The organism is Nocardia sp. NPDC006982 (assembly GCF_042869435.1).
GTDB lineage: Bacteria > Actinomycetota > Actinomycetes > Mycobacteriales > Mycobacteriaceae > Nocardia.
Genome location: NZ_JBIAFV010000004.1, coordinates 443,748 through 466,405, shown reverse-complemented (window position 1 = coordinate 466,405; position 22,658 = coordinate 443,748). Strand labels below are relative to the sequence as shown.

General features: G+C 64.9%; 24 protein-coding genes. 13 read left to right on the top strand and 11 right to left on the bottom strand.

All coding sequences use genetic code 11. The annotated features are described in order from the left end of the window. Positions 1-27 precede the first annotated feature (27 nt). Together ACFYOW_RS19105 and ACFYOW_RS19100 are read right to left on the bottom strand one after the other, a co-directional pair. Entirely contained in the window at positions 28-777 is a 750-nt protein-coding gene (locus tag ACFYOW_RS19105; RefSeq protein ID WP_387289552.1) for an SDR family oxidoreductase, read from the bottom strand. 54 nt (positions 778-831) lie between these two features. Further along, complete coding sequence (locus tag ACFYOW_RS19100; RefSeq protein ID WP_387289550.1) at positions 832-1,197, bottom strand: hypothetical protein; 366 nt, start codon at positions 1,195-1,197, stop codon at positions 832-834. Positions 1,198-1,420: 223 nt separating this feature from the next. Between ACFYOW_RS19100 and ACFYOW_RS19095 the strand changes: the two genes are divergently transcribed. From ACFYOW_RS19095 to ACFYOW_RS19080, 4 genes are all read left to right on the top strand, one after another. Continuing rightward, positions 1,421-1,942 carry a sigma-70 family RNA polymerase sigma factor gene (locus ACFYOW_RS19095; protein ID WP_387289548.1) on the top strand — a complete coding sequence of 174 codons (522 nt, stop codon included), beginning with the start codon at positions 1,421-1,423 and terminating at the stop codon, positions 1,940-1,942. 207 nt (positions 1,943-2,149) lie between these two features. Then, positions 2,150-3,517 carry an N-acetylmuramoyl-L-alanine amidase gene (locus ACFYOW_RS19090; protein WP_387289545.1) on the top strand — a complete coding sequence of 456 codons (1,368 nt, stop codon included), beginning with the start codon at positions 2,150-2,152 and terminating at the stop codon, positions 3,515-3,517. Positions 3,518-3,716: 199 nt separating this feature from the next. Beyond that, positions 3,717-4,742 (top strand): CobW family GTP-binding protein, encoded by a 1,026-nt coding sequence (locus ACFYOW_RS19085; protein ID WP_387289543.1) that lies wholly within the window; start codon positions 3,717-3,719, stop codon positions 4,740-4,742. Between the two features lie 198 nt (positions 4,743-4,940). Next, entirely contained in the window at positions 4,941-5,132 is a 192-nt protein-coding gene (locus ACFYOW_RS19080) for a hypothetical protein (RefSeq protein ID WP_387289541.1), read from the top strand. A 47-nt stretch (positions 5,133-5,179) separates the two neighbouring features. On the opposite strand, the gene ACFYOW_RS19075 is transcribed toward ACFYOW_RS19080, so the two are convergent. From ACFYOW_RS19075 to glp, 4 genes are all read right to left on the bottom strand, one after another. After that, on the bottom strand, positions 5,180-6,190 hold the full coding sequence (locus tag ACFYOW_RS19075; RefSeq protein WP_387289539.1) for an AraC family transcriptional regulator ligand-binding domain-containing protein: 1,011 nt from the start codon (positions 6,188-6,190) through the stop codon (positions 5,180-5,182). Positions 6,191-6,336: 146 nt separating this feature from the next. After that, positions 6,337-6,774: a molybdenum cofactor biosynthesis protein MoaE gene (locus tag ACFYOW_RS19070; protein ID WP_387289537.1), complete on the bottom strand. Its 438-nt coding sequence runs from the start codon at positions 6,772-6,774 to the stop codon at positions 6,337-6,339. Beyond that, positions 6,761-7,798 carry a bifunctional molybdenum cofactor biosynthesis protein MoaC/MoaB gene (moaCB, locus tag ACFYOW_RS19065; RefSeq protein ID WP_387289535.1) on the bottom strand — a complete coding sequence of 346 codons (1,038 nt, stop codon included), beginning with the start codon at positions 7,796-7,798 and terminating at the stop codon, positions 6,761-6,763. Before moaCB ends, ACFYOW_RS19070 begins: the two co-directional genes overlap by 14 nt. After that, positions 7,795-9,063, bottom strand: coding sequence for a gephyrin-like molybdotransferase Glp (glp, locus tag ACFYOW_RS19060; RefSeq protein ID WP_387289533.1), 1,269 nt, complete (start codon positions 9,061-9,063; stop codon positions 7,795-7,797). The genes moaCB and glp overlap by 4 nt, the downstream gene beginning before the upstream one ends. 155 nt (positions 9,064-9,218) lie before the next feature. Here glp and moaA point away from each other — a divergent pair, with 155 nt between their 5' ends. The 3 genes from moaA to ACFYOW_RS19045 all read left to right on the top strand — a co-directional run bounded on the left by moaA (position 9,219) and on the right by ACFYOW_RS19045 (position 10,987). Next, positions 9,219-10,262, top strand: a complete 1,044-nt coding sequence (moaA, locus tag ACFYOW_RS19055; RefSeq protein WP_387290077.1) for a GTP 3',8-cyclase MoaA — start codon at positions 9,219-9,221, stop codon at positions 10,260-10,262. Beyond that, complete coding sequence (locus tag ACFYOW_RS19050; protein ID WP_040693948.1) at positions 10,255-10,497, top strand: MoaD/ThiS family protein; 243 nt, start codon at positions 10,255-10,257, stop codon at positions 10,495-10,497. The genes moaA and ACFYOW_RS19050 overlap by 8 nt, the downstream gene beginning before the upstream one ends. Positions 10,498-10,579: 82 nt before the next feature. Continuing rightward, the gene (locus ACFYOW_RS19045; protein WP_387289531.1) at positions 10,580-10,987 is read left to right on the top strand and encodes a DUF1003 domain-containing protein; all 408 of its coding nucleotides are present in this window, start codon (positions 10,580-10,582) and stop codon (positions 10,985-10,987) included. On the opposite strand, the gene nadE is transcribed toward ACFYOW_RS19045, so the two are convergent. Next, positions 10,988-11,812 carry an ammonia-dependent NAD(+) synthetase gene (nadE, locus tag ACFYOW_RS19040; RefSeq protein ID WP_387289529.1) on the bottom strand — a complete coding sequence of 275 codons (825 nt, stop codon included), beginning with the start codon at positions 11,810-11,812 and terminating at the stop codon, positions 10,988-10,990. Between the two features lie 6 nt (positions 11,813-11,818). Continuing rightward, positions 11,819-12,460: a TetR/AcrR family transcriptional regulator gene (locus tag ACFYOW_RS19035; protein WP_387289527.1), complete on the bottom strand. Its 642-nt coding sequence runs from the start codon at positions 12,458-12,460 to the stop codon at positions 11,819-11,821. Positions 12,461-12,574: 114 nt separating this feature from the next. On the opposite strand from ACFYOW_RS19035, the gene ACFYOW_RS19030 reads away from it, so the two are divergent. The 4 genes from ACFYOW_RS19030 (at position 12,575) to nrdE (ending at position 16,420) form a co-directional block, all read left to right on the top strand. Then, positions 12,575-13,141, top strand: coding sequence for an NAD(P)H-dependent oxidoreductase (locus ACFYOW_RS19030; protein ID WP_387289525.1), 567 nt, complete (start codon positions 12,575-12,577; stop codon positions 13,139-13,141). 391 nt (positions 13,142-13,532) lie between these two features. Further along, on the top strand, positions 13,533-13,766 hold the full coding sequence (gene nrdH / locus ACFYOW_RS19025; RefSeq protein WP_387289523.1) for a glutaredoxin-like protein NrdH: 234 nt from the start codon (positions 13,533-13,535) through the stop codon (positions 13,764-13,766). Positions 13,767-13,814: 48 nt separating this feature from the next. After that, positions 13,815-14,276, top strand: coding sequence for a class Ib ribonucleoside-diphosphate reductase assembly flavoprotein NrdI (gene nrdI / locus ACFYOW_RS19020; RefSeq protein WP_063046323.1), 462 nt, complete (start codon positions 13,815-13,817; stop codon positions 14,274-14,276). A gap of 38 nt (positions 14,277-14,314) precedes the next feature. Next, the gene (gene nrdE, locus ACFYOW_RS19015) at positions 14,315-16,420 is read left to right on the top strand and encodes a class 1b ribonucleoside-diphosphate reductase subunit alpha (protein ID WP_387289521.1); all 2,106 of its coding nucleotides are present in this window, start codon (positions 14,315-14,317) and stop codon (positions 16,418-16,420) included. Positions 16,421-16,715: 295 nt separating this feature from the next. Here nrdE and ACFYOW_RS19010 read toward each other — a convergent pair whose 3' ends face one another. Continuing rightward, positions 16,716-17,708 (bottom strand): LLM class F420-dependent oxidoreductase, encoded by a 993-nt coding sequence (locus ACFYOW_RS19010; protein ID WP_387289519.1) that lies wholly within the window; start codon positions 17,706-17,708, stop codon positions 16,716-16,718. 293 nt (positions 17,709-18,001) lie between these two features. Next, complete coding sequence (locus ACFYOW_RS19005; RefSeq protein ID WP_387290074.1) at positions 18,002-18,994, bottom strand: LLM class F420-dependent oxidoreductase; 993 nt, start codon at positions 18,992-18,994, stop codon at positions 18,002-18,004. A 157-nt stretch (positions 18,995-19,151) separates the two neighbouring features. Here ACFYOW_RS19005 and ACFYOW_RS19000 point away from each other — a divergent pair, with 157 nt between their 5' ends. Continuing rightward, positions 19,152-19,661, top strand: a complete 510-nt coding sequence (locus ACFYOW_RS19000; RefSeq protein ID WP_387289516.1) for a hypothetical protein — start codon at positions 19,152-19,154, stop codon at positions 19,659-19,661. 336 nt (positions 19,662-19,997) lie between these two features. Then, positions 19,998-21,362 (top strand): magnesium transporter, encoded by a 1,365-nt coding sequence (gene mgtE / locus ACFYOW_RS18995; protein ID WP_387289515.1) that lies wholly within the window; start codon positions 19,998-20,000, stop codon positions 21,360-21,362. 65 nt (positions 21,363-21,427) lie between these two features. On the opposite strand, the gene nrdF is transcribed toward mgtE, so the two are convergent. Then, complete coding sequence (gene nrdF, locus ACFYOW_RS18990; RefSeq protein WP_387289513.1) at positions 21,428-22,390, bottom strand: class 1b ribonucleoside-diphosphate reductase subunit beta; 963 nt, start codon at positions 22,388-22,390, stop codon at positions 21,428-21,430. Positions 22,391-22,658: the final 268 nt, after the last annotated feature.

The following is a 22,658-nucleotide window of genomic DNA, read 5'->3' as shown; positions in this document are numbered from 1 at the left end:
TGGCGGGTTCAGGCCCTCATAATGCGCTCAGCTCATCCGGGTCACGACCGCGCCGGGCAGATGCGGCAGCACCACATCGATGAGCAGCCATGGCCACCCCGGAACGCAGGCACGAATCTTCTCGCGCTCGATCGCCCGCACCATCGCCGCGACGCCCTTCGCCAATGGCGTGACCATGCGTGCGTCACCGGCTTTCGCCGCCATATCGGTGGCGATGAATCCGGGAAGAAGTGTGGTCACCGCGATCGGTGAGTTGGCGAATTCGACCGTGAGCGCCTCGCCGAGCGCGGCCAGTCCCGCTTTGCTCGCGGAATACGCGGCCTTCTTGCCCGGCAGGCCGCGCACCGCACTCATCGACGACACCAGCACCAGATGCCCCGACTCCTGGGCACGAAAGACCTCCAGCGCCGCCTCGGTCTGGGCGAGGGCGCTGACGAAATTGGTGGTGGCCGTGGCGATATTGGCATCCGCGCGGCCGGTGCCGATCCGCGCGCCCTTGCCGATACCGGCATTGACGATCACCCGATCCACTCCGCCGAGTTCATCGCGCAGTTCCGCGAAAACCCGTGGGACGGCCGCATGGTCATCGACGTCGAGCGCGCGGACCGCGACGGTAATGCCCGGGTGCGCGGCGGTGAGTTCGTCGCGCAGGGCCTCGAGCGCGTCCAGGCGCCGGGCGCATAGAGCTAGGTCACGGCCCATGGCGGCAAAATTTCGCGCCATGGCCGCACCGAGTCCGGCGCTCGCGCCGGTGATCAGGATTTTGCTCCGCGTCATGGTTGCGAACCATAGCGGCTACTGAACGCGAGTCAATATCCCGTGTGGTTCGGCTCAGCCGCCGAATGAGCCCGTGCTCGGTGGCACCATGTGCCAGGCGCCGCAGTTCACCGTCTTGAAGGCGACATCGGTCGGCGCGATCTCGGCGCGGACCGGACGGTTTCTGGTGAAGTCGTTATTGATGATGTAGTGCTGATCGGTGTTATCGCCTTCGACCTTGCGCAGCCGCCGCCAGTCGCAGCCGACCGCCGGGTCGGGGGTGCCTTGGCCCTCCCAGGTACCGGGGAAGATATCGACGCCGACCAGGTAGACGCCATCCTCGGTGATGGTGTTGCTGGGCTGGGCGGCCGCGGTCCCGGTGCCCAGCAGTGTCACGGTGGATGCCATTGCCCCCGCGATCACGAGCGTGCTTGCACGCATACTGCTGTCTCCTCGAATTGTGCTCTGGCCGCCACTGGCGGCTGACCTGCGGAGATCCCCGTATCTCCGGGGCAAAGGTCTACCAGACTCAGTGGTCGATTTCGGTGGAATCGCCAGATTCCGTCTCGGGCGTGATTCCACTCGCCCCGATTCCCGCGATATCTCTTATATGAGTGGTATTTGTCCGGTGGTCGATGTCGCGGGCGGGCGGTCGACTTGCGGGGTGGCATGTGCTGGGCTCTGTACCGACGACGGGCTCGCCTCCGTGCTAGCCGCGGACCGGGCGCTACTGCATTGGCGCGCCATGCGCGGACTCGGCGATTCGGGCCTTGCCGAACACGCGGTGCAGGAGACGCTGCTGCGAGCCTGGCGCTCGTGCTCGGGGTTCGATGAACGCAAGGGCACGGTGCGCACCTGGCTGCTCGCCATCGAACGCAACGTCATGATCGATATCGCCCGCGCCCGCGCCGCCCGGCCCGCGGATACCAGGTGGGATGAGATCACCGAGCTCAGCGATGTCCGCTTCGCGAATCCGGACTTCGTCGAACGTCTCGTCGACGGTCTGCTGGTCGCCGATCTACTCGCCAGGCTGCCTGAACTGCAGCGCACGGCGGTGGTGGAGGTGATCCTGCGGGACCGGGCCTATCAAGAGGTGGCCGATGACTTCGGCGTCCCGGTCGGCACGGTCAAGACCCGGGTGCACTATGCGCTGCGGTCGTTGCGCCGCTTGCCGATCGGGGCCTGAGCCCGCATCCGGTTGGCAATCCCCGTTTGACGGCGGTGTGAGCCGCATTTTGGTCGTCTGATCAGGGAGAATGCGCTCGACCACATCGATAACATTTCGATAACGTAGCTTGCTTTGCTGATGCTGACGTTGCCAGAGTGAACCACTGGGTTTGGTGTTACTAGTGGGAAGGGAGGGGTGCTCCGTCCCGGGGCACCGACACCGCACATGAAGCCAAGCATCATCAGCACCGGTATCTGCGGCGCCGTCACGGCCGCCGTGGTGGTGACGCTGTCAGGGCTGGCCCCGGCCGCGATCGCCGATCCGGCAGCGCCGGATATGTCCACGAAACTCGCAGGCAAGACGATATTCCTGGACCCGGGTCATCAGGGGCCCAACCACGCCGAGAATTTGGCAACGCAAGTGAGCAACGGTCGCGGCGGCACCAAGGACTGCCAGACCACCGGCATGACCACGGTCAATGGCGTGCCGGAGCACACCATCAACTGGAAGGTCGCCGACCTGGTCCGGGCCGCCCTGCAGGATCTGGGCGCCAAGGTGGTACTCAGCCGTCAGGACGACTCCGGATGGGGCGGCTGCGTCGATGAACGCGCGCGGGCCGCCAATGCCTCCGGCGCCGATGTGGCGGTGAGCATCCACGCCGATGGTGCACCGGCGCAGGACCGCGGCTTCCATCTGATCGTGCCGCAGCTGCCGATCCCGGATCCGAAGGCCGATCAGGTCCAGTCCGGACCCGGTCTCGCGGCGACGAAGGCGGTGCGCGACGCGTATCTCGAGGCCGGATTCCCGGCCGCGAATTATGCGGGCGCGCAAGACGGTCTGCAGACCCGCGCGGATGTGGCCGGTCCCGCGCTGACCACCGTGCCCGATGTTTTCATCGAAATGGGCAATGGCGCCAATGTCGAGGACGCCGCACTGCTGGAGAGTCCGGAGGGTCAGGTCAAACACGCTCTGGCCATAACGACCGGCCTGGTCGGCTTCCTGCTCGGCGCACCGCAGCAGGCGACGGCAGCGCAGGGGACGGTTCCGGGGCAGACCGGGTCGACCGATCGGCCTGCCTCGGCTCCGCAGGGTCCCGCTGCACAGCAGGCTCCTGGTGGAGCGCAGACTTCGGCTATCCCGCAGCCGCAGGCCGTTCCCGAACCCGCGGTGTCCCCGAATTCGACGGGGGCGGTGCCGACCGCATCCGCGTCATCGAATCCGCCGCAGGGGTACAGCCAGGCACCGGGCTACGCGCAGGTGCCGAGCTCGCCCGATCCGCAGACACCGGGATCGGCGCAGTCGCCCAGTACTCCGCAAGCGGGTTCACCACAGGGCTATGGGCTCTCGCCCAACACACCACAGTCGCAGGGTTTCGGGCTATTGCCGAATAGCCCGCAGTCGCCCGGTTCTCAGTTGTCGCCGGGCCAGACCGTGCCGCGCACGACCGGTACTCTGCCGGCCTTGGTCGGCACGATCATGCAACTGATGCTCCCGCTGGCGAAGTCCCTCGGCATGGACAACACCGTGATCACCTCGCAGCTGATCAACTTCGCCTACACCTTGGCCAGCACCCTGCTCGGCCCGACCAAGTAACACAGTCGCCTGACTGTGGAGTTAGTCGCGAGTGGCCCGCGTTCGGTCGCTACCACGGAGCGAGTCCGTTCGCGGCCCATCTTGCGTCCGAGTCGTCGAAGCGCATGCGCCGTAGGCGCGAGTCTCGACGGCTCGGACGCAAGACAGTAGAGGGCCGCGAACACGCAGCGCCGCAGGCGCTGCCAATAGAATCAGCCGGGTGCCTGAGCGGATTCCTGTTCTCATAGTCGCCGGGTTCCTCGGATCCGGGAAGACGACGCTGCTCAATCATCTGCTGCGCAATAACCGGGGCACGCGGATCGGGGTGGTGGTCAACGACTTCGGGGCCATCAATATCGATTCCATGCTGGTGGCCGGGCAGGTCGATGCGATGGTGTCGCTCGGCAACGGGTGCGTCTGCTGTGCGGTGGACGTCGGCGAACTCGACGACTTGTTCACCAAGCTTGCGCAGCCGCGTGCCAAGATCGACGTGATTGTGGTCGAGGCCAGTGGACTGGCCGAACCGCGCAATCTGATTCGGATGGTGGTGGGCAGCGAGAACCCGCGCATCCGCTACGGCGGTTTGGTCGAGGTGGTCGACGCCGAGCAGTTTCCGGACAGTCGCGAGCGTCATCCCGAGCTGGCCACCCATCTGCGCTTGGCGGACCTGGTGGTGCTCAACAAGGCCGATCGGGTGCCGCAGGATCGGCTGGACGGGTTGCGGCAGGAGATCACCGAGCTGATCGGGCAGGTGCCCGTGTACGCGACCACCCGTGGCCGCATCGACCCCGGCCTGCTCTTCGACGAGCCGCTGCGGGAAATCCCGCGGGTCGCCGAACAATTGAGCTTCGACGAACTGCTCCACGACCACGACAATGCCGAGGACCGGCATCTACACGACGACTACACCAGCGTGTCCTTCAGCAGCGATCGTGAATTGGATCCGCGCCGCCTGGTCGAATTCCTCGAGGATCCACCGCCCGGCCTGTTCCGCGCCAAGGGTTTCGCAGCCTTCGGGGTCGCCGCCGAACGCCGCAAGTTCGTGCTGCACATGGTCGGTCGCCATATCGTCTTCGAACCGGACTCCTGGTCGCGCGGTGAATCGCGCACGACCCGATTGGTGCTGATCGGTGCGGGTCTGCCCGCCGCCGCGGCACTGGCGCGGCTGCACGATACCGTGCACACCGCCGCCGAACCGCTGGACCAGCAAGCCATGCTCGGCGTCTGGCGCTACACCCCGCACTGACGCCGGGAAAGTTGGCGCGTTCTGCTCGAAGCTGGCGCGTTCGGTACTTGGAGCGGCGGTCGCGTGGACATAGAACTGAGACATTGCCCCGCCGCGCGCGGCATGTGCGCAACGGAGCGAACGTGGCGCGCGCGGTGTCGGTTCGACCCGAGAACCGTGATCGACCGTATTCGTCTCTACGACCGATTGGAGAGTTCCGTGGCAGAGACCTGGGAGAGTGCCACCGCGTACGTGGTCGCCGCATTGGAGGCGAAGGGCACCGCGACGCGTGACGATTTCGACGTGCCCGCCATCGTCGCCGCATCCCGAGATATTGCCGACAGCTGGGATTTTCGCGCTATCGAGGATGCGACCTTCTGGCGCATCGCGGCGGCGTTCCTGAAGGTCTGACCGCCCGGCGTGACGGTAGGGGATGCGGCGCGTGGGGATGCGGCGGATCAGGCCGGTAGTTCCGATCGGTACATGAGCTGGGTCATGGATCGACGACGGGCCGCCCGCCGCATCGAACCCACATCCGAATATCCGAGCAGTTCGGCTTGGCGTGTTCGGCTCAGCACAGCGCCTTCGGGGCTCGCCTGCGCGAGCCGGGCATTGCGCGCCCGCTCCAATTCCATTCGCCAGGTGGTGCCCGCCTCCATCAGCCGCCGCTGTAGCGTCCGCGGGCTGGTGGCGAGTCGGCGAGCCACCCGATCCAGCGAAACCGCACCGTCCGCCATTGCCTCGGCCAAGGCGGTCGCTACTCGATCCGGCCATGCGGTCGCCAGGGGCGGCGGTGGCGGCAGGGCGTCGGCGAGCGGCTGCAGCACGGCAGCCAGGACGGGATCGCTGGTGGTCAGCGGCAGATTCATATCGCCGGCGCGGAAGGTCATCGCATCGACCGGTGCGCCGAACTCGATAGCGGGGGTGCCGAATACCTCGACAAAGGTCTCGATTTTGGCCGGCGCCTGCTGCCGCAATGCCACCCGCAACGGGACGAGCGGGGTCCGGACCACACGCCGTGCCCTGCTGAGCACCGCCGCCAGGCCCCACACCTGGGTGAGATCCCGGCCGCGGCCCTCGCCATCGATCATGTCGAGGTAGAGCGTGACCTCGTGCTCGTTCTCGGCGACCAGTTCGAACCGATGATTGGTGGTCACCGCGCAGACGTAGGGACCGCAGGTCGCCAGGCCCGCGCCGAGTGTCGGCGCGGTGGCGAACAGGTAGTCGTAGAGGCCGAAACTGTTGAGTTTGTAGCGGCTGGCCACATGCAACGCGACATTCGGATCGCCGAGCCCGTGTTCGCCCAGCTCCCAGAGTCGCGAAAAGGTGTGGCTCGGCAGGTGTACGTCCTCGCCGACCATGGTCCATTCGGGTAGGCCGGTCTCTCGGATCAGTCGATCCCGATCCAGCCCCGCATCCGTGAGCTGCGAGATGACGAATCTGTGCAGCAGCACCTGATCGGTTCCCAATGCGCCCCTCCTACCGCGGATCGACGTCCTCGTGCGGGAGAACGCTATCCCGCGCCTATTGAATCGTCACTGAATTCGCGTCACAGTGTTGTTTCGGGTAACAACATCAGGCGCTCACATCGCCGTTATTCATAGGCAATGGGCCTTTACCCGCAGGCGTTCACCCATTCCGAGAGTCCGTCGGCGAAGAGCTGGCGCTTCCAGATCGGCACCTCGTGTTTGATCCGATCCACCAATTCCGCACAGGTGGCGAACGCTTCGGCTCGGTGCGGTGCGGCGACCGCGACGACGATCGCGAGATCGCCGACGGTCAACTGACCGATTCGGTGGACGGCCGCGACCGGAAGTCCGGAGCGCTCGGCGAGTTCCGCACAGCAATTTCGCAGGAACCGTTCAGCTTCCGGATGCGCCGAATATTCCAGAGCGGAAACCGCCTGTCCGCCATCGTGATTGCGCACCTTGCCGGTGAAAACCACTACGGCGCCGTGCTCCGGTCCGGTCACCGCCGCCTCGACCGCCGCCGGATCCAGTGGCTCATCGCTGATACCGGCTAGGCGTACGGCCGCGAATTCACTTGTTGTCATGGTTGCCGCCTCCGGCTACTTGCGCGAGCAGATGATCCAGCAGCGGCTCGAGCACCGCCATACCGTCTTTGACACCACCGGGGGAGCCGGGCAGATTCACCACCACCGATCGGCCCGCCTGTCCGGCCACGCCGCGACTGAGCGCGGCCAGTGGGAATTTCGCGGTGCCACGTTGCCGAATCGCCTCTGCGACACCGGGTAATTCGCGATCCAGGACGGCCAGCGTCGCCTCGGGTGTCGCATCGGTGGGGGAGGCGCCGGTGCCGCCGGTGCTGATCACCAGCGACGGCTCGAAGCGCAGGGCGTCGGCCAAGCCGATGTCGATTTCGGCGTCGGCGTAGATCAGCGGGCCACGCACCGAGAAGCCGAGTCCGCCAAGCCATTGCGCGAGTACGGGACCGGTGGTGTCCGCTCTGGTGCCGATCGCGGCTCCGGTGGAGGCGACCAGGACGACGGCGGTGCGCTGGTCGGAATCCGAGAGCTCTTCCGGTGCAATGTCTTCGGTGGGCTCTGGTTCGTCGGCGAGTGTGGGGATGTCCACGGGAGCCTGCTCTGCGGGCCGCTCCCAATGTCCGTGTTTGCCGCCCTCTTTGGTGAGTAGCCGGATGCCGTTGAGCGTGGCCGCGGGGTCGACCGCCTTGACCATATCGTGCAGGGTGAGCCCGGCCACCGCCACCGCGGTCAGCGCTTCCATCTCGACGCCGGTGGGGCCCTTGGTTTTCGCGCTCGCCTCGATCGTGATGGTGTCCTCGGTGAAGCCGAATTCGACCTTTACCGAGGACAAGGCCAGCTGATGGCACAGCGGAATGAGTTCGGAGGTTTTCTTCGCACCCGTGATACCGGCGATTCGGGCGGTCGCGAGCACATCGGCCTTCGGCATATCGTCGGCCCGCACCAGCGCGACCACTTCGGCGGTGGTGCGCAGCTCACCGGCCGCGACCGCGATCCGAGTGGTGTCGGACTTCGCGCTCACATCGACCATGCGGGCGCGACCTTCCTGGTCGACATGGGACAACTCACTCATAGCGACCACACTCGCACAGGTGCACCGACCGGCAGCGAGGTGACCTCGGCGGGCACATCGATCAATACATCCGCCCAGGCCATGCCGGCGATGAGATGCGAACCGGGGCCGGAGGCAACCTCGACGGCCGTCGGCCTGCGATGCAATCCCGGCGCCGCGGCATCGTCGCGCACCAGTCGACCGCGCAGGAATTGGCGTCGTCCCTCGGGGGAGCGCACCGCATTGCGTAGCGGCACTTCGTAGATCTCCACTTCGGGCAGGCCCGCGATATGGCGCAGCATCGGCCGCGCGAAGACCTCGAAGGACACCATGGTGCTCACCGGATTCCCGGGAAAGCTCAGTACCGGCACACCATGGACGACGGTAAGTCCTTGCGGCCCACCGGGTTGCACCGCGACCGAGCCGAATTCACCGCCCAGCGGTTGCAGTACATCCTTGACCACCTCGAAGTCGCCCTTGGACACCCCGCCGGAGGTGAAGACGATATCGGCGGATTTCGTTGCGGCGGAAAGCAATGCTCGGAATTTCGCCGGATCGTCGGTGCTGTGCTCCACCGATACGACGCTGACGCCGTTGGCGCTGAGCGCAGCCGCGAGCGCGATACCATTGGAGTTGTAGATCTGGCCGGGCCGCAATGGTGTTCCGGCGGCGACCAATTCGTCACCGGTGGTGATGACCGCCGCCCGAATCGGTTGGAATACCGGCACATTCGGCAGCCCGACCGCCGCCAGTGCGGCGATGTGACGCGGGGCCAGCAGGGTGCCCGCGCGGGCCAGCAGCTCACCGGTGCGCACATCGGTGCCCGGTTCGCGCACGAACTCACCCGCGGTGCGGCCCCGCTCGACGGTCACCGTCGCGTCATCGGTGTGCACATCCTCCACCGGCACCACACAATCGGCGCCGGGCGGAATCGGCGCACCGGTCATCACCTTCATCGCGGCGCCGTGCGGCAACGGCGTCTGTCCGGCCGCGCCTGCCGCGACCACACCGACCAGCGGCAGTGTCACCGGAGTGACCGCCACCGATGCGGCACGCACCGCATAGCCGTCCATTGCCGAGTTGCGGAACACCGGCAGGTCGACCGGCGCGTGGATATCGCCGGCCAGCTGTCGGCCCAGCGCCGCGGGCACCGCGACGGATTCGACCGCGCGGGCGGCCAGCGGGCGCAGCAGCGCCTCGATGGTGTCCCGGTAGGCGTCGACGGACCGGGCGGTGGCGGACGGGCTGGGCCGGTGGCCACCGGAGGTGTCGGCACGCGAGGTCATACGGCCAGCCTAATCGCCCAGCAGTAGCGAGTTCTCTTGTCGTATCGCACGAACGCTCACCCCCCGAACTCGGAGTTTGTGAGCTCAGGATGGTGCGGTCCGCCCATGGGCACAGCGTGCGGACCGGTCATAATGGACATGTGACGCTGGTCGAGATGGGGATTCCCGCCGTACGGTCCAGGCTGCCCTCACTCGACGGACGGCCGGACACGCCGTACCTGGTTGATCGATTCGGGCGCACCGCACGCGATCTGCGCGTATCGATCACCGAGAAGTGTTCGCTGCGATGTACCTACTGCATGCCCGAGGAGGGCCTGCCCGCGATTCCGCAGGACGAACTGCTGACGGTCGAGGAGATTGTGCGACTGGTCACGCTCGCGGTGCGGGAGTTGGGGGTGCGTGAGGTCAGGTTCACCGGCGGTGAGCCGCTGCTGCGCCGCGATCTCGAGCGGATCGTCGGGGGCTGTCATGAGCGGGTGCCCGGGGTCCCGCTGTCCATGACGACCAATGGCGTCGGACTCGCCCATCGGGTCCACGGTCTCGCGGCCGCCGGGCTGAGCCGGGTGAATGTCTCGCTGGATACCGTCGATCGGCTCGGCTTCGCCCGCCTGACCCGCCGCGATCGGCTCGAATCCGTTTTCGCGGGCATCCGCGCGGCCAGGGATGCCGGACTGGCGCCGATGAAGATCAATGCCGTACTGATGCGCGACACCCTCGCCGGTGCGCCGGATCTGCTGCGCTGGTGTCTGGACGAGGGCTGCGAACTGCGGTTCATCGAGGAGATGCCGTTGGACGCCGATCACGAATGGGCCCGCGCCAATATGGTGACCGCGGCCGAATTGCTCGACGTGCTCGGTACCCGGTTCACACTGACCGAGGTCGGCCGGTCCGATCCCGCCGCCCCGGCGGAGAAATGGCTCGTCGACGGCGGTCCGGCGGCGGTCGGCATCATCGCGACGGTGACCCGCAAATTCTGCGACAGCTGCGATCGGACCCGGCTCACCGCCGACGGCATGCTGCGGTCGTGCCTGTTCAGCGATCAGGAATTCGATGTGCGCCAAGCACTGCGGTCGGGCGCGGACGACGATCAGATCGCGACCATCTGGCGTGGCGCCATGTGGAACAAATGGGCGGGACACGGGATCGATGCCGAGGATTTCGTCCCGCCGGAACGCACGATGGGAGCCATCGGTGGTTGAGATCCGCTACTTCGCCGCGATTGCCGACGTCGTCGGCAAGGACCGGGAAACCCTGGACTTTCCGGCCGACGCCACCGTCGCCGACCTGCGCACCACCCTCGCCGAGTGCTACGGTCCCGACCTCGACAAGATGCTCGCCGTCTGTGCCTACCTGGTCGGCGACGAACTCACCCGTGACCCGTCGGTCGCGCTGACTCCGCGTGTCGACGTCCTACCACCCTTCGCGGGCGGCTGACGTGTGCGTGGGCGTGTAGGCGCTCGTCGACCGGGTTAGCATCTGCGCCAATGCAGTTCGCCGGATCGGATCAGGAGTCGATATGTCCCAGCCGTCGAATCAGGCACCTGCGCGGCACCCGGCGGTGGTGCGGTTCCACGAGGTGCGGGCCGAGAGTCTGCAACTACGGGTGGCGGACTGGATCACGAAGTTCGCCGGATCGATGCGGTTCGTCTACATCCACGCCATCGGTTTCGCGATCTGGATGATCTGGGCCGAGCAGAGTCCATGGCCGACGCTGACCCTGGTCGTCTCCTTGGAGGCGATATTCCTGTCCACCTTCGTGATGATCGGCCAGAATCGGCAGGCCGAGTTCCAGCAGATGAAGGCCGATCACGATTTCAACGAGCAGGAGTTGGAGCTCAAGACCAATACCGAGCTGACCAGGGCCATCCACAAGATGACCAAGGAACTGCACCGCAGGCTGCTGGAGACCCCGGATCCGAAGTAATCAGCGCCACCAGGTGTCGAGCGGCGTGACCGGGACGGTGCGCTTGTGGCGGGTGTTCAGGAAGATCGTCTCGAGCTTCTGGGCGACCTCCGGCGTGACGTCGTTGCCCTCCAGATAGTCATCGATCTCGCTGTAGCGCAGGCCGAGCGCCTCCTCATCGGGCAGGGCCGGGCGGTCGTCCTCGAGATCAGCGGTCGGCACCTTGGACCAGATGCTCGACGGCGCACCGAGTTCCTGCAGCAGCGCCGCGCCCTGGCGCTTGGTGAGGCCGGTCAGCGGGGTGATGTCGACGCCGCCGTCGCCGAATTTGGTGAAGAAGCCGGTGACCGCCTCGGCCGCGTGATCGGTGCCGACGACGAGCATATTTTCCTGACCGGCGATGGCGTACTGGGTCACCATGCGTTCGCGGGCCTTGATATTGCCGCGCACGAAATCGCGCAGCTTATCCACCTGCAACGCCGAGGCGACTTCGGCGGCAACGGCATTGGCGCCGGGGCGGATATTGACCACCACCGAGCGGTCGGGCTGGATGAACCGCAGCGCGATCCGAGCATCGGCCTCGTCGGCCTGCACACCGTAGGGCAGTCGCACCGCGATGAAGGCGGCATCAGCGCCGTCGGCACGCAGTTCCTCGACCGCGAGCTGGCACAGTCGTCCGGTCAGCGCACTGTCCTGACCACCGCTGATGCCGAGTACGAAACCTCGTGCGGGACTTGCGCTCAGATAGTCCTTGAGAAAATCGACCCGACGCCGAACCTCGAGCTTCGGTTCGATATTCGATTGGACGCCCAACTCGGCGATGATCTGTTCACGCAGGTTCCCCATGACGCATCACTCTACTGGCCGCGCCGAGACGACCACCCGCCGAACGAACGCCTCCCAGTTGTCGCCGATCTGACATCGGTCGTAACCGAGGACATGCATCTGATGCATCACCAATGCGGCGCCGAGCAGGCCGAGCAGACCATCGGCGACCAGTACGACATCGCCGTCGACCCGCGCCTGCCGCAGCAGCATCGTCACGTGCGCGCGCAGCAGTCCGTAGGGCGGGCCGGTGAAGCGGTCGCCCGCCTCGCCGATTTCCGCGGCGCGATGCAGTTCGCCCGCGACCTCGATATCGAGTAGCCGGGCCCGGCCGAAGGCGACCAATCGCTCCACCGCCGGTGCGCCGGGTCCCATCGGCGGCGGTCCGAACATGAACTCTTCCTGGAACTTTCGCTCGGCGTGGTCCAAGAGCGCGCGCAGCAGCCCCGACCTGCTGCCGAACCGTCGGAAGACGGTGCCCTTGCCGACGCCGGCCCGCTTGGCGAGCGCGTCCATCGTCAGGCTGTCCACACCTTGTTCGCGCACGATCTCCTGCGCCGCGTCCAGGAGTAGCTGGCGGTTGCGTGCGGCGTCGGCGCGTTCGTGATTTCCGGGCAGGGGTGCACCGATGCCGAGCAGCGGTCGCTCGGGCATCATTCCGTCCGGCATGGATGTGCTGTAGCTCACAGGCCTCTCGCGGTTCTCCCGGGAATGGAATCGGACCATGGTCCGGTTAGTGTAGGCAAAAGAACGGACACCACATTCAGTACACCAGGAGAAAACATGAGCGCGACCCGGATTCTTACCCTTGTCGGCAGCCTTCGCGCCGCCTCGATCAACCGCAGGCTCGCCGAGGCCGCGGCGCAGACCGCGCCGGCGGGTGTCGAGTTCACCATCTACGAGGGCCTTGCCGATATCCCCTTCTACAACGAGGATCTCGACGTGCCCGGCTCCGTACCCGCCGCGGCGCAGGCGCTGCGTGACGCGGTCGCCGCATCCGACGGTCTGCTCCTGGTGACGCCCGAATACAACGGGAGCATTCCCGCCGTACTGAAGAACGCCATCGACTGGGCCTCGCGTCCGTATGGCGCGGGCGCCCTCAAGGATCGGCCGGTCGCGGTGGTCAGTGGTTCGATCAGTCCGAATGCGGCCAAGTGGGCGCACGGCGATGTGGTCAAGGCGCTCGGCGTCGCGGGCGCCCGGGTTGTCGAGACCGCCCACCTGCACTTCGCCGGATTCGGCGAGCGGTTCGCCGCGTCGCATCCGCGCGAGGATGCCGAGGCACTGACGCAGCTCGGCGCGACCGTGCACGAACTGGTGCAGGCGACCGGCGAACTGGTGTCTGCCTAAGCCTCGAGGCTTGCTGCCAGGGGCGCCCCCGGCTCCATCCGTGGAGTACGGGGGCGGCCCTTTTTCGTTCGTCGAAAGAAGTTTGCTGGAAGAGCGCTACGGTACGAAATTGTGATCTGCGCCACTGTTGTGTCGGGTTGCGAATCGAGCGTCCAGGTACTTACCGCTTGGGAATTTCATCTTTGTGACTCGCAACATGTCGTGTTTTATGACTCTGTCGGCCACTAGGTGTAGTGTCTTCGGTACTGGAAGACGAGATGAGATCAGCCCGGCCGCGCGCGGCTGAGCAGGGGTTTCAGCTACCGGTCCAGGAGTTTGCGCAGCGTACGTCGGATCAAGCACTGCATACGGATCACAGGCTGTGGATCAGGCATAGGAGAGAGGGACATCATTGACCATCACCGTGTACACCAAGCCCGCTTGCGTCCAGTGCAATGCCACCTACAAGGCGCTCGACAAGGCCGGGGTGGACTACGAAGTAGTCGACATCTCCGAGAACGACGAGGCGCGTGACTACGTCATGGCGCTGGGTTACCTGCAGGCTCCGGTCGTCGTCGCCGGTGAGGACCACTGGTCCGGCTTCCGGCCCGACCGCATCAAGTCGCTCGCGACCGTGGCGGCCTGATCGCATCCTGCTTTCCGGTGTATCCGATGGAAGGGGGAGGAGGTAGCCATGTCCACAGCGACAGCGCTGGTCTACTTCTCCAGCGCCTCGGAGAATACGCACCGCTTCGTCGAGAAGCTGGGACTCCCGGCGACTCGCATACCACTGCACACCGCTGACTCGCTGCGCGTAGACGAACCATACGTGCTGATCGTCCCCACCTACGGGGGCGGTCGGCACGTACTGGGGGGAAATAGATCCGATAAGGATTTCGTGCCGCGGCAGGTCGCCAAGTTCCTCAACGATCCGCACAACCGTGCGCTGCTGCGCGGCGTCGTCGCGGCGGGCAACACGAACTTCGGCGATACCTATTGCTATGCGGGCGAGGTGATCTCGCGTAAGTGCGGGGTGCCCTACCTGTATCGCTTCGAACTCATGGGAACCGCTGAGGACGTCGAGCGCGTCCGAGAGGGATTGGGATTGTTTTGGCAACAGCAACGACAGCACCGACCGGCAAAACGGCTCGCTTAGAGCAGCCACCGGTCCGTACCGCCGAGGCGGGCGAGGTCATGGACTACCACGCCCTCAACGCGATGCTGAACCTGTACGGCGCCGACGGCAAGATCCAGTTCGACAAGGACCGTGAGGCCGCGCACCAGTACTTCCTGCAGCACGTCAACCAGAACACCGTCTTCTTCCACAATCTGGACGAGAAGCTGGACTACCTGGTCGACGAGAACTATTACGAGGCAGAGGTTCTCGAGCAGTACAGCCGCGCGTTCATCAAGACGCTGTTCCAACAGGCCTACGCCAAGAAGTTCCGGTTCCCGACCTTCCTCGGCGCGTTCAAGTACTACACCTCCTACACGCTCAAGACCTTCGACGGTAAGCGCTACCTGGAGCGGTTCGAGGACCGGGTTTGCATGGTGGCGCTGACGCTGGCGGCCGGTGACGAGGTGCTCGCGAGCAAGCTGGTCGACGAGATCATCGACGGGCGCTTTCAGCCCGCCACCCCGACCTTCCTCAACTCGGGTAAGAAGCAGCGCGGCGAACCGGTGTCCTGCTTCCTGCTGCGCATCGAGGACAACATGGAGTCGATCGGGCGCTCCATCAACTCGGCGCTGCAGCTGTCCAAGCGCGGTGGCGGAGTTGCCCTGCTGCTCACCAATATTCGTGAGCACGGTGCGCCGATCAAGAAGATCGAGAACCAGAGCTCGGGTGTCATCCCGATCATGAAGCTGCTCGAGGATTCGTTTTCCTACGCCAACCAGCTCGGTGCGCGGCAGGGTGCGGGCGCGGTGTATCTGCACGCGCACCACCCGGATATCTACCGGTTCCTGGACACCAAGCGGGAGAACGCGGACGAGAAGATCCGCATCAAGACACTGTCCCTGGGTGTGGTGATCCCGGACATCACCTTCGAACTGGCGAAGAAGAACGAGGATATGTACCTCTTCTCGCCGTACGACGTGGAGCGCATCTACGGGGTGCCGTTCGCCGATATCAATGTCACCGAGAAGTACTACGAGATGGTCGACGACAAGCGCATCCGCAAGTCGAAGATCAAGGCGCGCGAGTTCTTCCAGACCATTGCCGAGCTGCAGTTCGAATCCGGCTACCCGTACATCATGTTCGAGGACACGGTGAACCGGGCCAATCCGATCGCGGGCAAGATCACGCACTCGAATCTGTGCTCGGAGATCCTGCAGGTGTCGACGCCGTCGCTGTTCAACGACGATCTTTCCTATGCCAAGGTGGGCAAGGACATCTCGTGCAATCTCGGCTCGTTGAACATCGCCAAGACGATGGATTCACCCGACTTCGCGCGCACCATCGAGGTGGCGATCCGGGCGCTGACCGCGGTGTCGGATCAGACGCATATCTACTCGGTGCCCTCGATCGAGCAGGGCAACAACGAATCCCATGCGATCGGCCTCGGCCAGATGAACCTGCACGGGTATCTGGCCCGTGAGCGGGTGCACTACGGGTCCGAAGAGGGCATCGACTTCACCAATATCTACTTCTATACCGTGGTGTACCACGCGATTCGGGCCTCGAACCTGATCGCGAAGGAGCGCGGCGCCTATTTCGGCGGCTTCCCCGAGTCCAAGTACGCCTCCGGTGAGTACTTCGACAAGTACACCGATCAGGTGTGGGAGCCGAAGACCGAACGGGTCGCGCAGCTGTTCGCCGATGCGGGCGTGCACATTCCGACCCAGGACGATTGGCGTGAGCTGAAGGCCTCGGTCATGGAGCACGGCATCTACAACCAGAACCTGCAGGCCGTCCCGCCGACCGGTTCGATCTCCTACATCAACCACTCCACCAGCTCGATCCACCCGGTGGCGTCGAAGATCGAGATCCGCAAGGAAGGCAAGATCGGCCGCGTCTACTACCCGGCGCCCTACCTGGACAACGACAACCTCGAGTACTACGACGACGCCTACGAAATCGGCTACGAGAAGATCATCGACACCTACGCAGCCGCCACGCAGCACGTGGACCAGGGCCTGTCGCTGACCCTCTTCTTCAAGGACACCGCCACCACCCGCGACCTCAACCGCGCCCAGATCTACGCTTGGCGCAAGGGCATCAAAACCCTCTACTACATCCGCCTGCGCCAAATGGCTTTGGAGGGAACCGAAGTCGAGGGCTGCGTTTCCTGCATGCTGTGATGTGCCTGTTTTCAGCCGCACCAGAGTTTGATCAATCGAGTCATCGTGTCGTGAGCTGATCGCCGACCATTGTGTCAGCGGTCCCAGTGGTGGGAAGTGCGAGGTCCGCGGGCGCATCGGCCTGCGGACCTCGGTCCATCAGCAAGCGCACGGCCATCCGCGCCGAACCCGTCGGGGTGGAACCGATCACGCAACGAGTCGGACTGACCGCCCAAGCCGTCAAACGTCCAAGCGTACGTGGAAGTCCTGGCCCGGTACGGGATCCTGGCTTCCTGAACACGCCGGATACGAGCGGTTACCGCAGGGCTGGGGCTATTTCGCGTTCGAAGAGGTCGATTCCGCTGGTGTCGTAGGCGGCTTCGGGGAAGTTGAAGATGGCGTAGCCCAGACCGAGATCGCGTACCTCGGAGAGGGTTTTGATGATCTTTTCGGGTGTGCCGACCGTGCGGGAGGTACGAAATATGTTGTCGACGAAGGCGGTCGCCTGATCAGAGCCGACGACGGTGGCTACGCGGGCCTGCACGGCGGAAAGGCGTTCTTCGACTTCGGCTTTCGTTGATCCGATGATCGTGTTGAAGTTCGAGGATCGGACGATGGCGTCGAAATCGGTGCCGACATCGGCGCAGTGGGCGCGCAGGATTTCGGACTTGCGGGCGAACTCTGCGGGATCGCCGCTGAAGTTGGTGTACTGGGCGTACTTTGCCGCAATGAGCAGGGTCTTCCTCTCCCCACCGCCGGCGATCCACAGTGGAATTCCGCTTTTCTGCAGCGGAAGAGGGCGGACAATGGCACCGTCGACCTGGTAGTACCTGCCGTCCATAGTGGCCTTCCCCTCGGTCCAGGCCTGTCGGAAGATCTGTACGCCCTCGTCCAGGCGACCGAGGCGCTCAGCGGTCGATAGGAAACCGTAACCGTAGGCGCGCCATTCGTGTTCGTACCAGCCGCCGCCAATGCCCATCTCAACCCTGCCGCCAGAGATCAGGTCCACCGTTGCCGCGATCTTCGCGAGGTAGGCGGGATTTCGATAGCTGATCGAGGTGCACATCTGGCCCAGTCGCACTCGCGACGTCGACGCGGCGAACGCCGACATCAATGTCCATGCCTCATGTGTTGCCTCCTCAGTCGGCATCGGCACCGTATGGAAGTGGTCACAGACCCAGATCGACTCCCAGGTGTCACTCGCATCGATTCGCTGGCCGAGATCGCGCATCACTCGCCACTGCTCTGCCGGGTCGATGTCAACCAGATCTAGCCACCACCCCTGCGGAATGAAGATCCCGAATCGCACAGATATCTCCTTCGTGTGTTTGCCGAATCTGCTCGGTGCGGGGGCGCAGCGCCTCTCGAGGTCACCCCAAAACTGCAGTGGGGTCGCAACGATGGCGGTTGTCGGTTCGTGACGGCTTTGTCTCGGGACCGGCCTGGCGGCTGTCTGCCGAATTGCCGTGGTACACAGTCGGAATCCCCCCGGAGTCGTGCATTCGCAGTCACCGCGAATCGTATTCGATGACCATTGTGCCAGCGGTGTCGTACCCCAAAGCGGCGGACGCCGTCGGGGCGGACGCCGCTTTGGCAGTGGTCTCAGCGCAGGGCTGGGGCTATTTCGCGTTCGAAGAGGTCGATGCCGCTGGTGTCGTAGGCGGCTTCGGGGAAGTTGAAGATGGCGTAGCCGAGGCCGAGTTCGCGGACGGTGGACAGGCGCTCGGTGATCTGCTCCGGGGTGCCGACGGCGGGGGAGGTGCGGAGCATGCCGTCGACGAAGGATTTGGCCCGGTCGTCGCTGATCGCCGTGGCCAAGCGGGTCTGCAGGGCCGAAAGGCGTTGCTCTACTTCGGCTTCGGTGGATCCGATGACGGCGTTGAAGTTCGAGGAGCGCACGATGGCATCGAAATCGGTGCCCACCTCGGCGCAGTGCGCGCGCAGGATCTCGGACTTGTGGGTGAATTCCTCCGGTGCGCCACTGAAGTTGGTGTACTGGGCGTACTTTGCCGCGATTCGCAGCGTCTTCTTCTCACCACCGCCCGCGACCCAGATCGGAATACCGCCCTCCTGCAATGGAAGTGGCCGCACGATCGCACCGTCGACCTGGTAGTACCTACCGTCCAGCGTGGCCTTGCCCTCGGTCCAGGCTTGGCGGAAGATCTGTACGCCCTCGTCGAGCCGTCCGAGCCGCTCACCCGCCGACGGAAACCCGTAACCGTAAGCGCGCCACTCGTGTTCGTACCAGCCGCCGCCGATGCCCATCTCGACCCGGCCGCCGGAGATCAGGTCCGTGGTCGCGGCGACCTTGGCAAGATATGCCGGATTGCGGTAGCTGATCGCGGTACACATCTGTCCCAGCCGAATTCGCGATGTGGTGGCCGCGAACGCCGCCATCAGCGTCCACGCCTCGTGCGTCGCCTCCTCGGTCGGCACCGGCACCGTGTGGAAGTGGTCGTACACCCATAGCGATTCCCAGGTATCTCCGGTATCGGCCCGCTGGGCGAGATCGCGCATCACCCCCCACTGCGCCGCCGGGTCGATATCGACCAAATCCAGCCGCCACCCCTGTGGAATGAAGATGCCGAAGCGCACAGATCTCTCCTTCATGTGTTTTCACCGAACCTAGCCGCAACGATCCTCGCGGGCCTCCCATGATTGGTGCAGAGTTCGGCTCGGCCTGCGTCGAATCTCCTGCTGGCCGGAAAATTCGCTGGCGGCGCCGGTGCGGTCCGGGTCATGCTGAAGGTCGATGAACAAAGAAAGACAACAGCGACTCGGCATCGACTTCGGCCGGGTCATCCAGGGGGCGGCCTTCGCGGCGGGCGCTGCGGACACCGTATTTCTGTCCGGGGGAATCGAGCAGGCGCTGGCATCGCCGCCGAGTGCCGACGCGTTCGAAGTATTGGCGCGGTTGGTGCGTCGGTTCGACGGCCAGGCATGGGTCATCTCGAAATGTGGGCCCCGGGTTCAGGAGCGCACCCTGCAGTGGCTCGACCACCACGAGTTCTACGACCGGACGGGCGTGCCGAAGGACAACGTGCGGTTCTGCCGGGCAAGGGCGGATAAGGCGAAGCACTGCGCGGAATTGGGGCTCACGCACATGATCGACGACCGCCTGGAGGTGCATCAGGCCCTACGCGATCTGGTACCGAATCTGTATCTGTTCGGTGTACAGGAGGGGCCGGTACCGGACTGGGTGGAGCACACGCCGACCTGGCCCGATGTCGAGATCGCCGTCGGCGCCACCTTGTCATCCTGACACCGGATGTGGGTCCGGTCATATCGGAGCGAGATATCGTCGATCTTTACGCGATTCGAGTGTGAACACCGGCGTCACCGCATGTATCCTTCAACCGGAAGCTGTGCGGTCGGCCCGATCCGGGTGCCGCATTCGAGAAATCCGCAGTGGTGACGGCCCTGTGGTGGCGTTGAGGAGGTGGGGTTGCGATGCGCAGCGAACCTCCCAGTCGAAGGCCGCGCGGCGCCGCCCCTTCGTAAAACCGTCCTGTAGTAGTCGGTCCCGGGGTTGGTGCCCGCGGTGTGACTTCGTTCTTTCGATTCACTCGCCTATCTCGCCGTGTGCTGAGGACCTCCCATGTCGCAGACCGATCTCATCGAAGCACGTCCGACGCTGTCCGCATCCCTGCAGGACATCGTGGACACCCATCGTGTCGACGCCGCACTCGACTGGCTCGACAATCAGCAGCCGCACGTCATAGCGGACGAACTCGCACGCATGGACGCCGTGCAGGCGGGCGTCGCCTTCCGTCTCCTCGACAAGGATCTGGCGCTCGCCGTCTTCGAGGAGCTCGAACCCGTTGACCAGCAACAGATTCTGGAGGGTCTGCGCGATCAGAGCTTCCGCGATCTGGTCGAGGCGATGGATCCCGACGACCGCGCCAGGATGCTGCGCGAGGCGCCGGCGAAGGTCGCGAAGAAGGTGCTGGCCGGACTGAGCGCGCGCGAACGCCGGATGACCGCTGCACTGCTCGGCTATCCGGAAGGTTCGGTCGGGCTGTACATGACGCCGGAAGTCGTTGCGCTGCCGCGCAATCTGAGCGTGCCCGACGCACTGCAGACGGTACGGATCAAGGGCATCAATGCCGAAACGGTGTACACGCTGCCCGTCGTCGACGCCGGTCGCCGGCTCACCGGGATTGTCGAATTGCGTGAGCTGGTGCTGAGCCGTCCCGAGACCATGGTGTCGGACCTGGTCGTCACCGAGCCGACATTCGTGCGCGCGACCGACTCCGCCGAGAAGGCGGCGCGGCTGATGCGCGAAACCAATGTCATCAACCTGCCGGTCGTCGACAGTGAGGACCGGCTGGTCGGACTGCTCACCATCGATGACGCCGTGGAGGTCATCGAGGCCGCCGACAGCGAGGACGTCGCCAAGCAGGCGGGTTCGGCACCGTGGGAGGGCCACTACATGGCGGCCAAGGTGTTCCAGCTGGCCCGCTATCGCGCACTGTGGTTGCTGCTGTTGCTGTTCGCGGCCACCCTGACGGTCAGCGTCACCGACTTCTTCGAGGGCACCCTGCAGCAGGCGGCGCACCTGGCGCTGTTCATCCCGCTGCTCATCGGCGCGGGCGGAAATGCGGGGGCGCAGGCGGCGACCGCATGTGTGCGTGCGGTCGCCGTCGGCGAGGTGCGCGGCTCCGACCTGTTCAAGGTGATCTGGCGCGAATGCCGCGTCGGCCTGGTGCTCGGCACCATGCTCGCCACCGCGGGCATCGCCATCGGCGCGCTGTTCGTCGATCCGGGCACGGCACTGGTCGTCGGCATCACCCTGGTCATCATCTGCGGCTGGGCCGCGACCATCGGTGGCACCATGCCATTGCTCGCCAAGCGATTCCACATCGATCCGGCGGTCGTCTCGGCCCCGATGGTCACCACCCTGGTCGACGCCACCGGCCTCATCATCTACTTCACCACCGCCAAGCTGGTCCTCGGCATCTGAGCAAGACCAGAAATCCGGCTCGGTCCCTGCGAACCGAGCCGGATTTCATTGTGGGCGTGTGGGTTTCAGAACTCCCAGTCTTCGTCTTCGGTATTGACGGCCTTGCCGATGACGTAGCTGGAGCCGGAGCCGGAGAAGAAGTCGTGGTTCTCGTCGGCGTTGGGGGACAGGGCCGAGAGGATGGCCGGGTTGACGTCGGTTTCGTCCTTGGGGAACAGGCCTTCGTAGCCGAGGTTCATCAGTGCCTTGTTGGCGTTGTAGCGCAGGAATTTCTTGACGTCCTCGGTGAGGCCGACCTCGTCGTAGAGATCCTGGGTGTATTCGACCTCGTTGTCGTAGAGCTCGAAGAGCAGCTCGAACGTGTAGTTCTTGAGGTCGTCGCGTTCGGCCTGGCCGAGCAGTTCCAGACCCTTCTGGTACTTGTAACCGATGTAGTAGCCGTGCACCGCCTCGTCGCGGATGATCAGGCGGATCAGGTCGGCGGTGTTGGTGAGCTTGGCCCGCGAGGACCAGTACATCGGCAGGTAGAAGCCGGAGTAGAACAGGAAGCTCTCCAGCAGGGTGGAGGCCACCTTGCGCTTGAGCGGATCGTCGCCGCGGTAGTACTCCAGCACGATCTCGGCCTTGCGCTGCAGGTTTCGGTTCTCCTCCGACCAGCGGAACGCGTCATCGATCTCGCGGGTGGAGCACAACGTGGAGAAGATCGAGCTGTAGCTCTTGGCGTGCACCGACTCCATGAACGCGATATTGGTGAGCACCGCCTCTTCGTGCGGCGTCGCGGCGTCTGGGATCAGGCTCACCGCGCCGACCGTGCCCTGGATCGTGTCCAGCAGCGTCAGGCCGGTGAAGACCCGCATGGTCAGTTGCTTCTCGTCGGCGGTGAGGGTGTTCCACGACGGGATGTCGTTGGACACCGGCACCTTCTCGGGCAGCCAGAAGTTGCCGGTCAGGCGATCCCAGACCTCGGCATCCTTCTCGTCGGGCACCCGATTCCAGTTGATGGCCGACACCCGATCGATCAGTTTCATCCTGCCTCCACACCCTTCCCGAGCACGCTGCCGTCACGGAATTGCTACGCCCTGGACACTACTCCTTGGGGGTGACAAGTCCATGCAGCACAACACCTTGTGTCGCAGCGGTGTCTTTCGCGATGGCGCAGATGCGCCGGTGACCACCGCCTGCGGCACCCATTGTGCGGCACGCGATGCGAAATCCGTGCATCGCGCCGGATGGGCGCGCAGTCACATTTTCCCTCGCGGATGGGAGCCCGGCAGTAGCATGGTCCGACCGTGTGGC

What these genes read in the sequence shown, in the direction of transcription:
- ACFYOW_RS19105 (WP_387289552.1), bottom strand. Translation starts at nt 777, where the DNA reads ATGACGCGGAGCAAAATCCTGATCACCGGCGCGAGCGCCGGACTCGGT.
- ACFYOW_RS19100 (WP_387289550.1), bottom strand. Translation starts at nt 1,197, where the DNA reads ATGCGTGCAAGCACGCTCGTGATCGCGGGGGCAATGGCATCCACCGTG.
- ACFYOW_RS19090 (WP_387289545.1), top strand. Translation starts at nt 2,150, where the DNA reads ATGAAGCCAAGCATCATCAGCACCGGTATCTGCGGCGCCGTCACGGCC.
- ACFYOW_RS19070 (WP_387289537.1), bottom strand. Translation starts at nt 6,774, where the DNA reads ATGACAACAAGTGAATTCGCGGCCGTACGCCTAGCCGGTATCAGCGAT.
- moaCB (WP_387289535.1), bottom strand. Translation starts at nt 7,798, where the DNA reads ATGAGTGAGTTGTCCCATGTCGACCAGGAAGGTCGCGCCCGCATGGTC.
- glp (WP_387289533.1), bottom strand. Translation starts at nt 9,063, where the DNA reads ATGACCTCGCGTGCCGACACCTCCGGTGGCCACCGGCCCAGCCCGTCC.
- moaA (WP_387290077.1), top strand. Translation starts at nt 9,219, where the DNA reads ATGGGGATTCCCGCCGTACGGTCCAGGCTGCCCTCACTCGACGGACGG.
- ACFYOW_RS19045 (WP_387289531.1), top strand. Translation starts at nt 10,580, where the DNA reads ATGTCCCAGCCGTCGAATCAGGCACCTGCGCGGCACCCGGCGGTGGTG.
- nadE (WP_387289529.1), bottom strand. Translation starts at nt 11,812, where the DNA reads ATGGGGAACCTGCGTGAACAGATCATCGCCGAGTTGGGCGTCCAATCG.
- ACFYOW_RS19035 (WP_387289527.1), bottom strand. Translation starts at nt 12,460, where the DNA reads ATGCCGGACGGAATGATGCCCGAGCGACCGCTGCTCGGCATCGGTGCA.
- ACFYOW_RS19030 (WP_387289525.1), top strand. Translation starts at nt 12,575, where the DNA reads ATGAGCGCGACCCGGATTCTTACCCTTGTCGGCAGCCTTCGCGCCGCC.
- nrdI (WP_063046323.1), top strand. Translation starts at nt 13,815, where the DNA reads ATGTCCACAGCGACAGCGCTGGTCTACTTCTCCAGCGCCTCGGAGAAT.
- nrdE (WP_387289521.1), top strand. Translation starts at nt 14,315, where the DNA reads ATGGACTACCACGCCCTCAACGCGATGCTGAACCTGTACGGCGCCGAC.
- ACFYOW_RS19000 (WP_387289516.1), top strand. Translation starts at nt 19,152, where the DNA reads ATGAACAAAGAAAGACAACAGCGACTCGGCATCGACTTCGGCCGGGTC.
- mgtE (WP_387289515.1), top strand. Translation starts at nt 19,998, where the DNA reads ATGTCGCAGACCGATCTCATCGAAGCACGTCCGACGCTGTCCGCATCC.
- nrdF (WP_387289513.1), bottom strand. Translation starts at nt 22,390, where the DNA reads ATGAAACTGATCGATCGGGTGTCGGCCATCAACTGGAATCGGGTGCCC.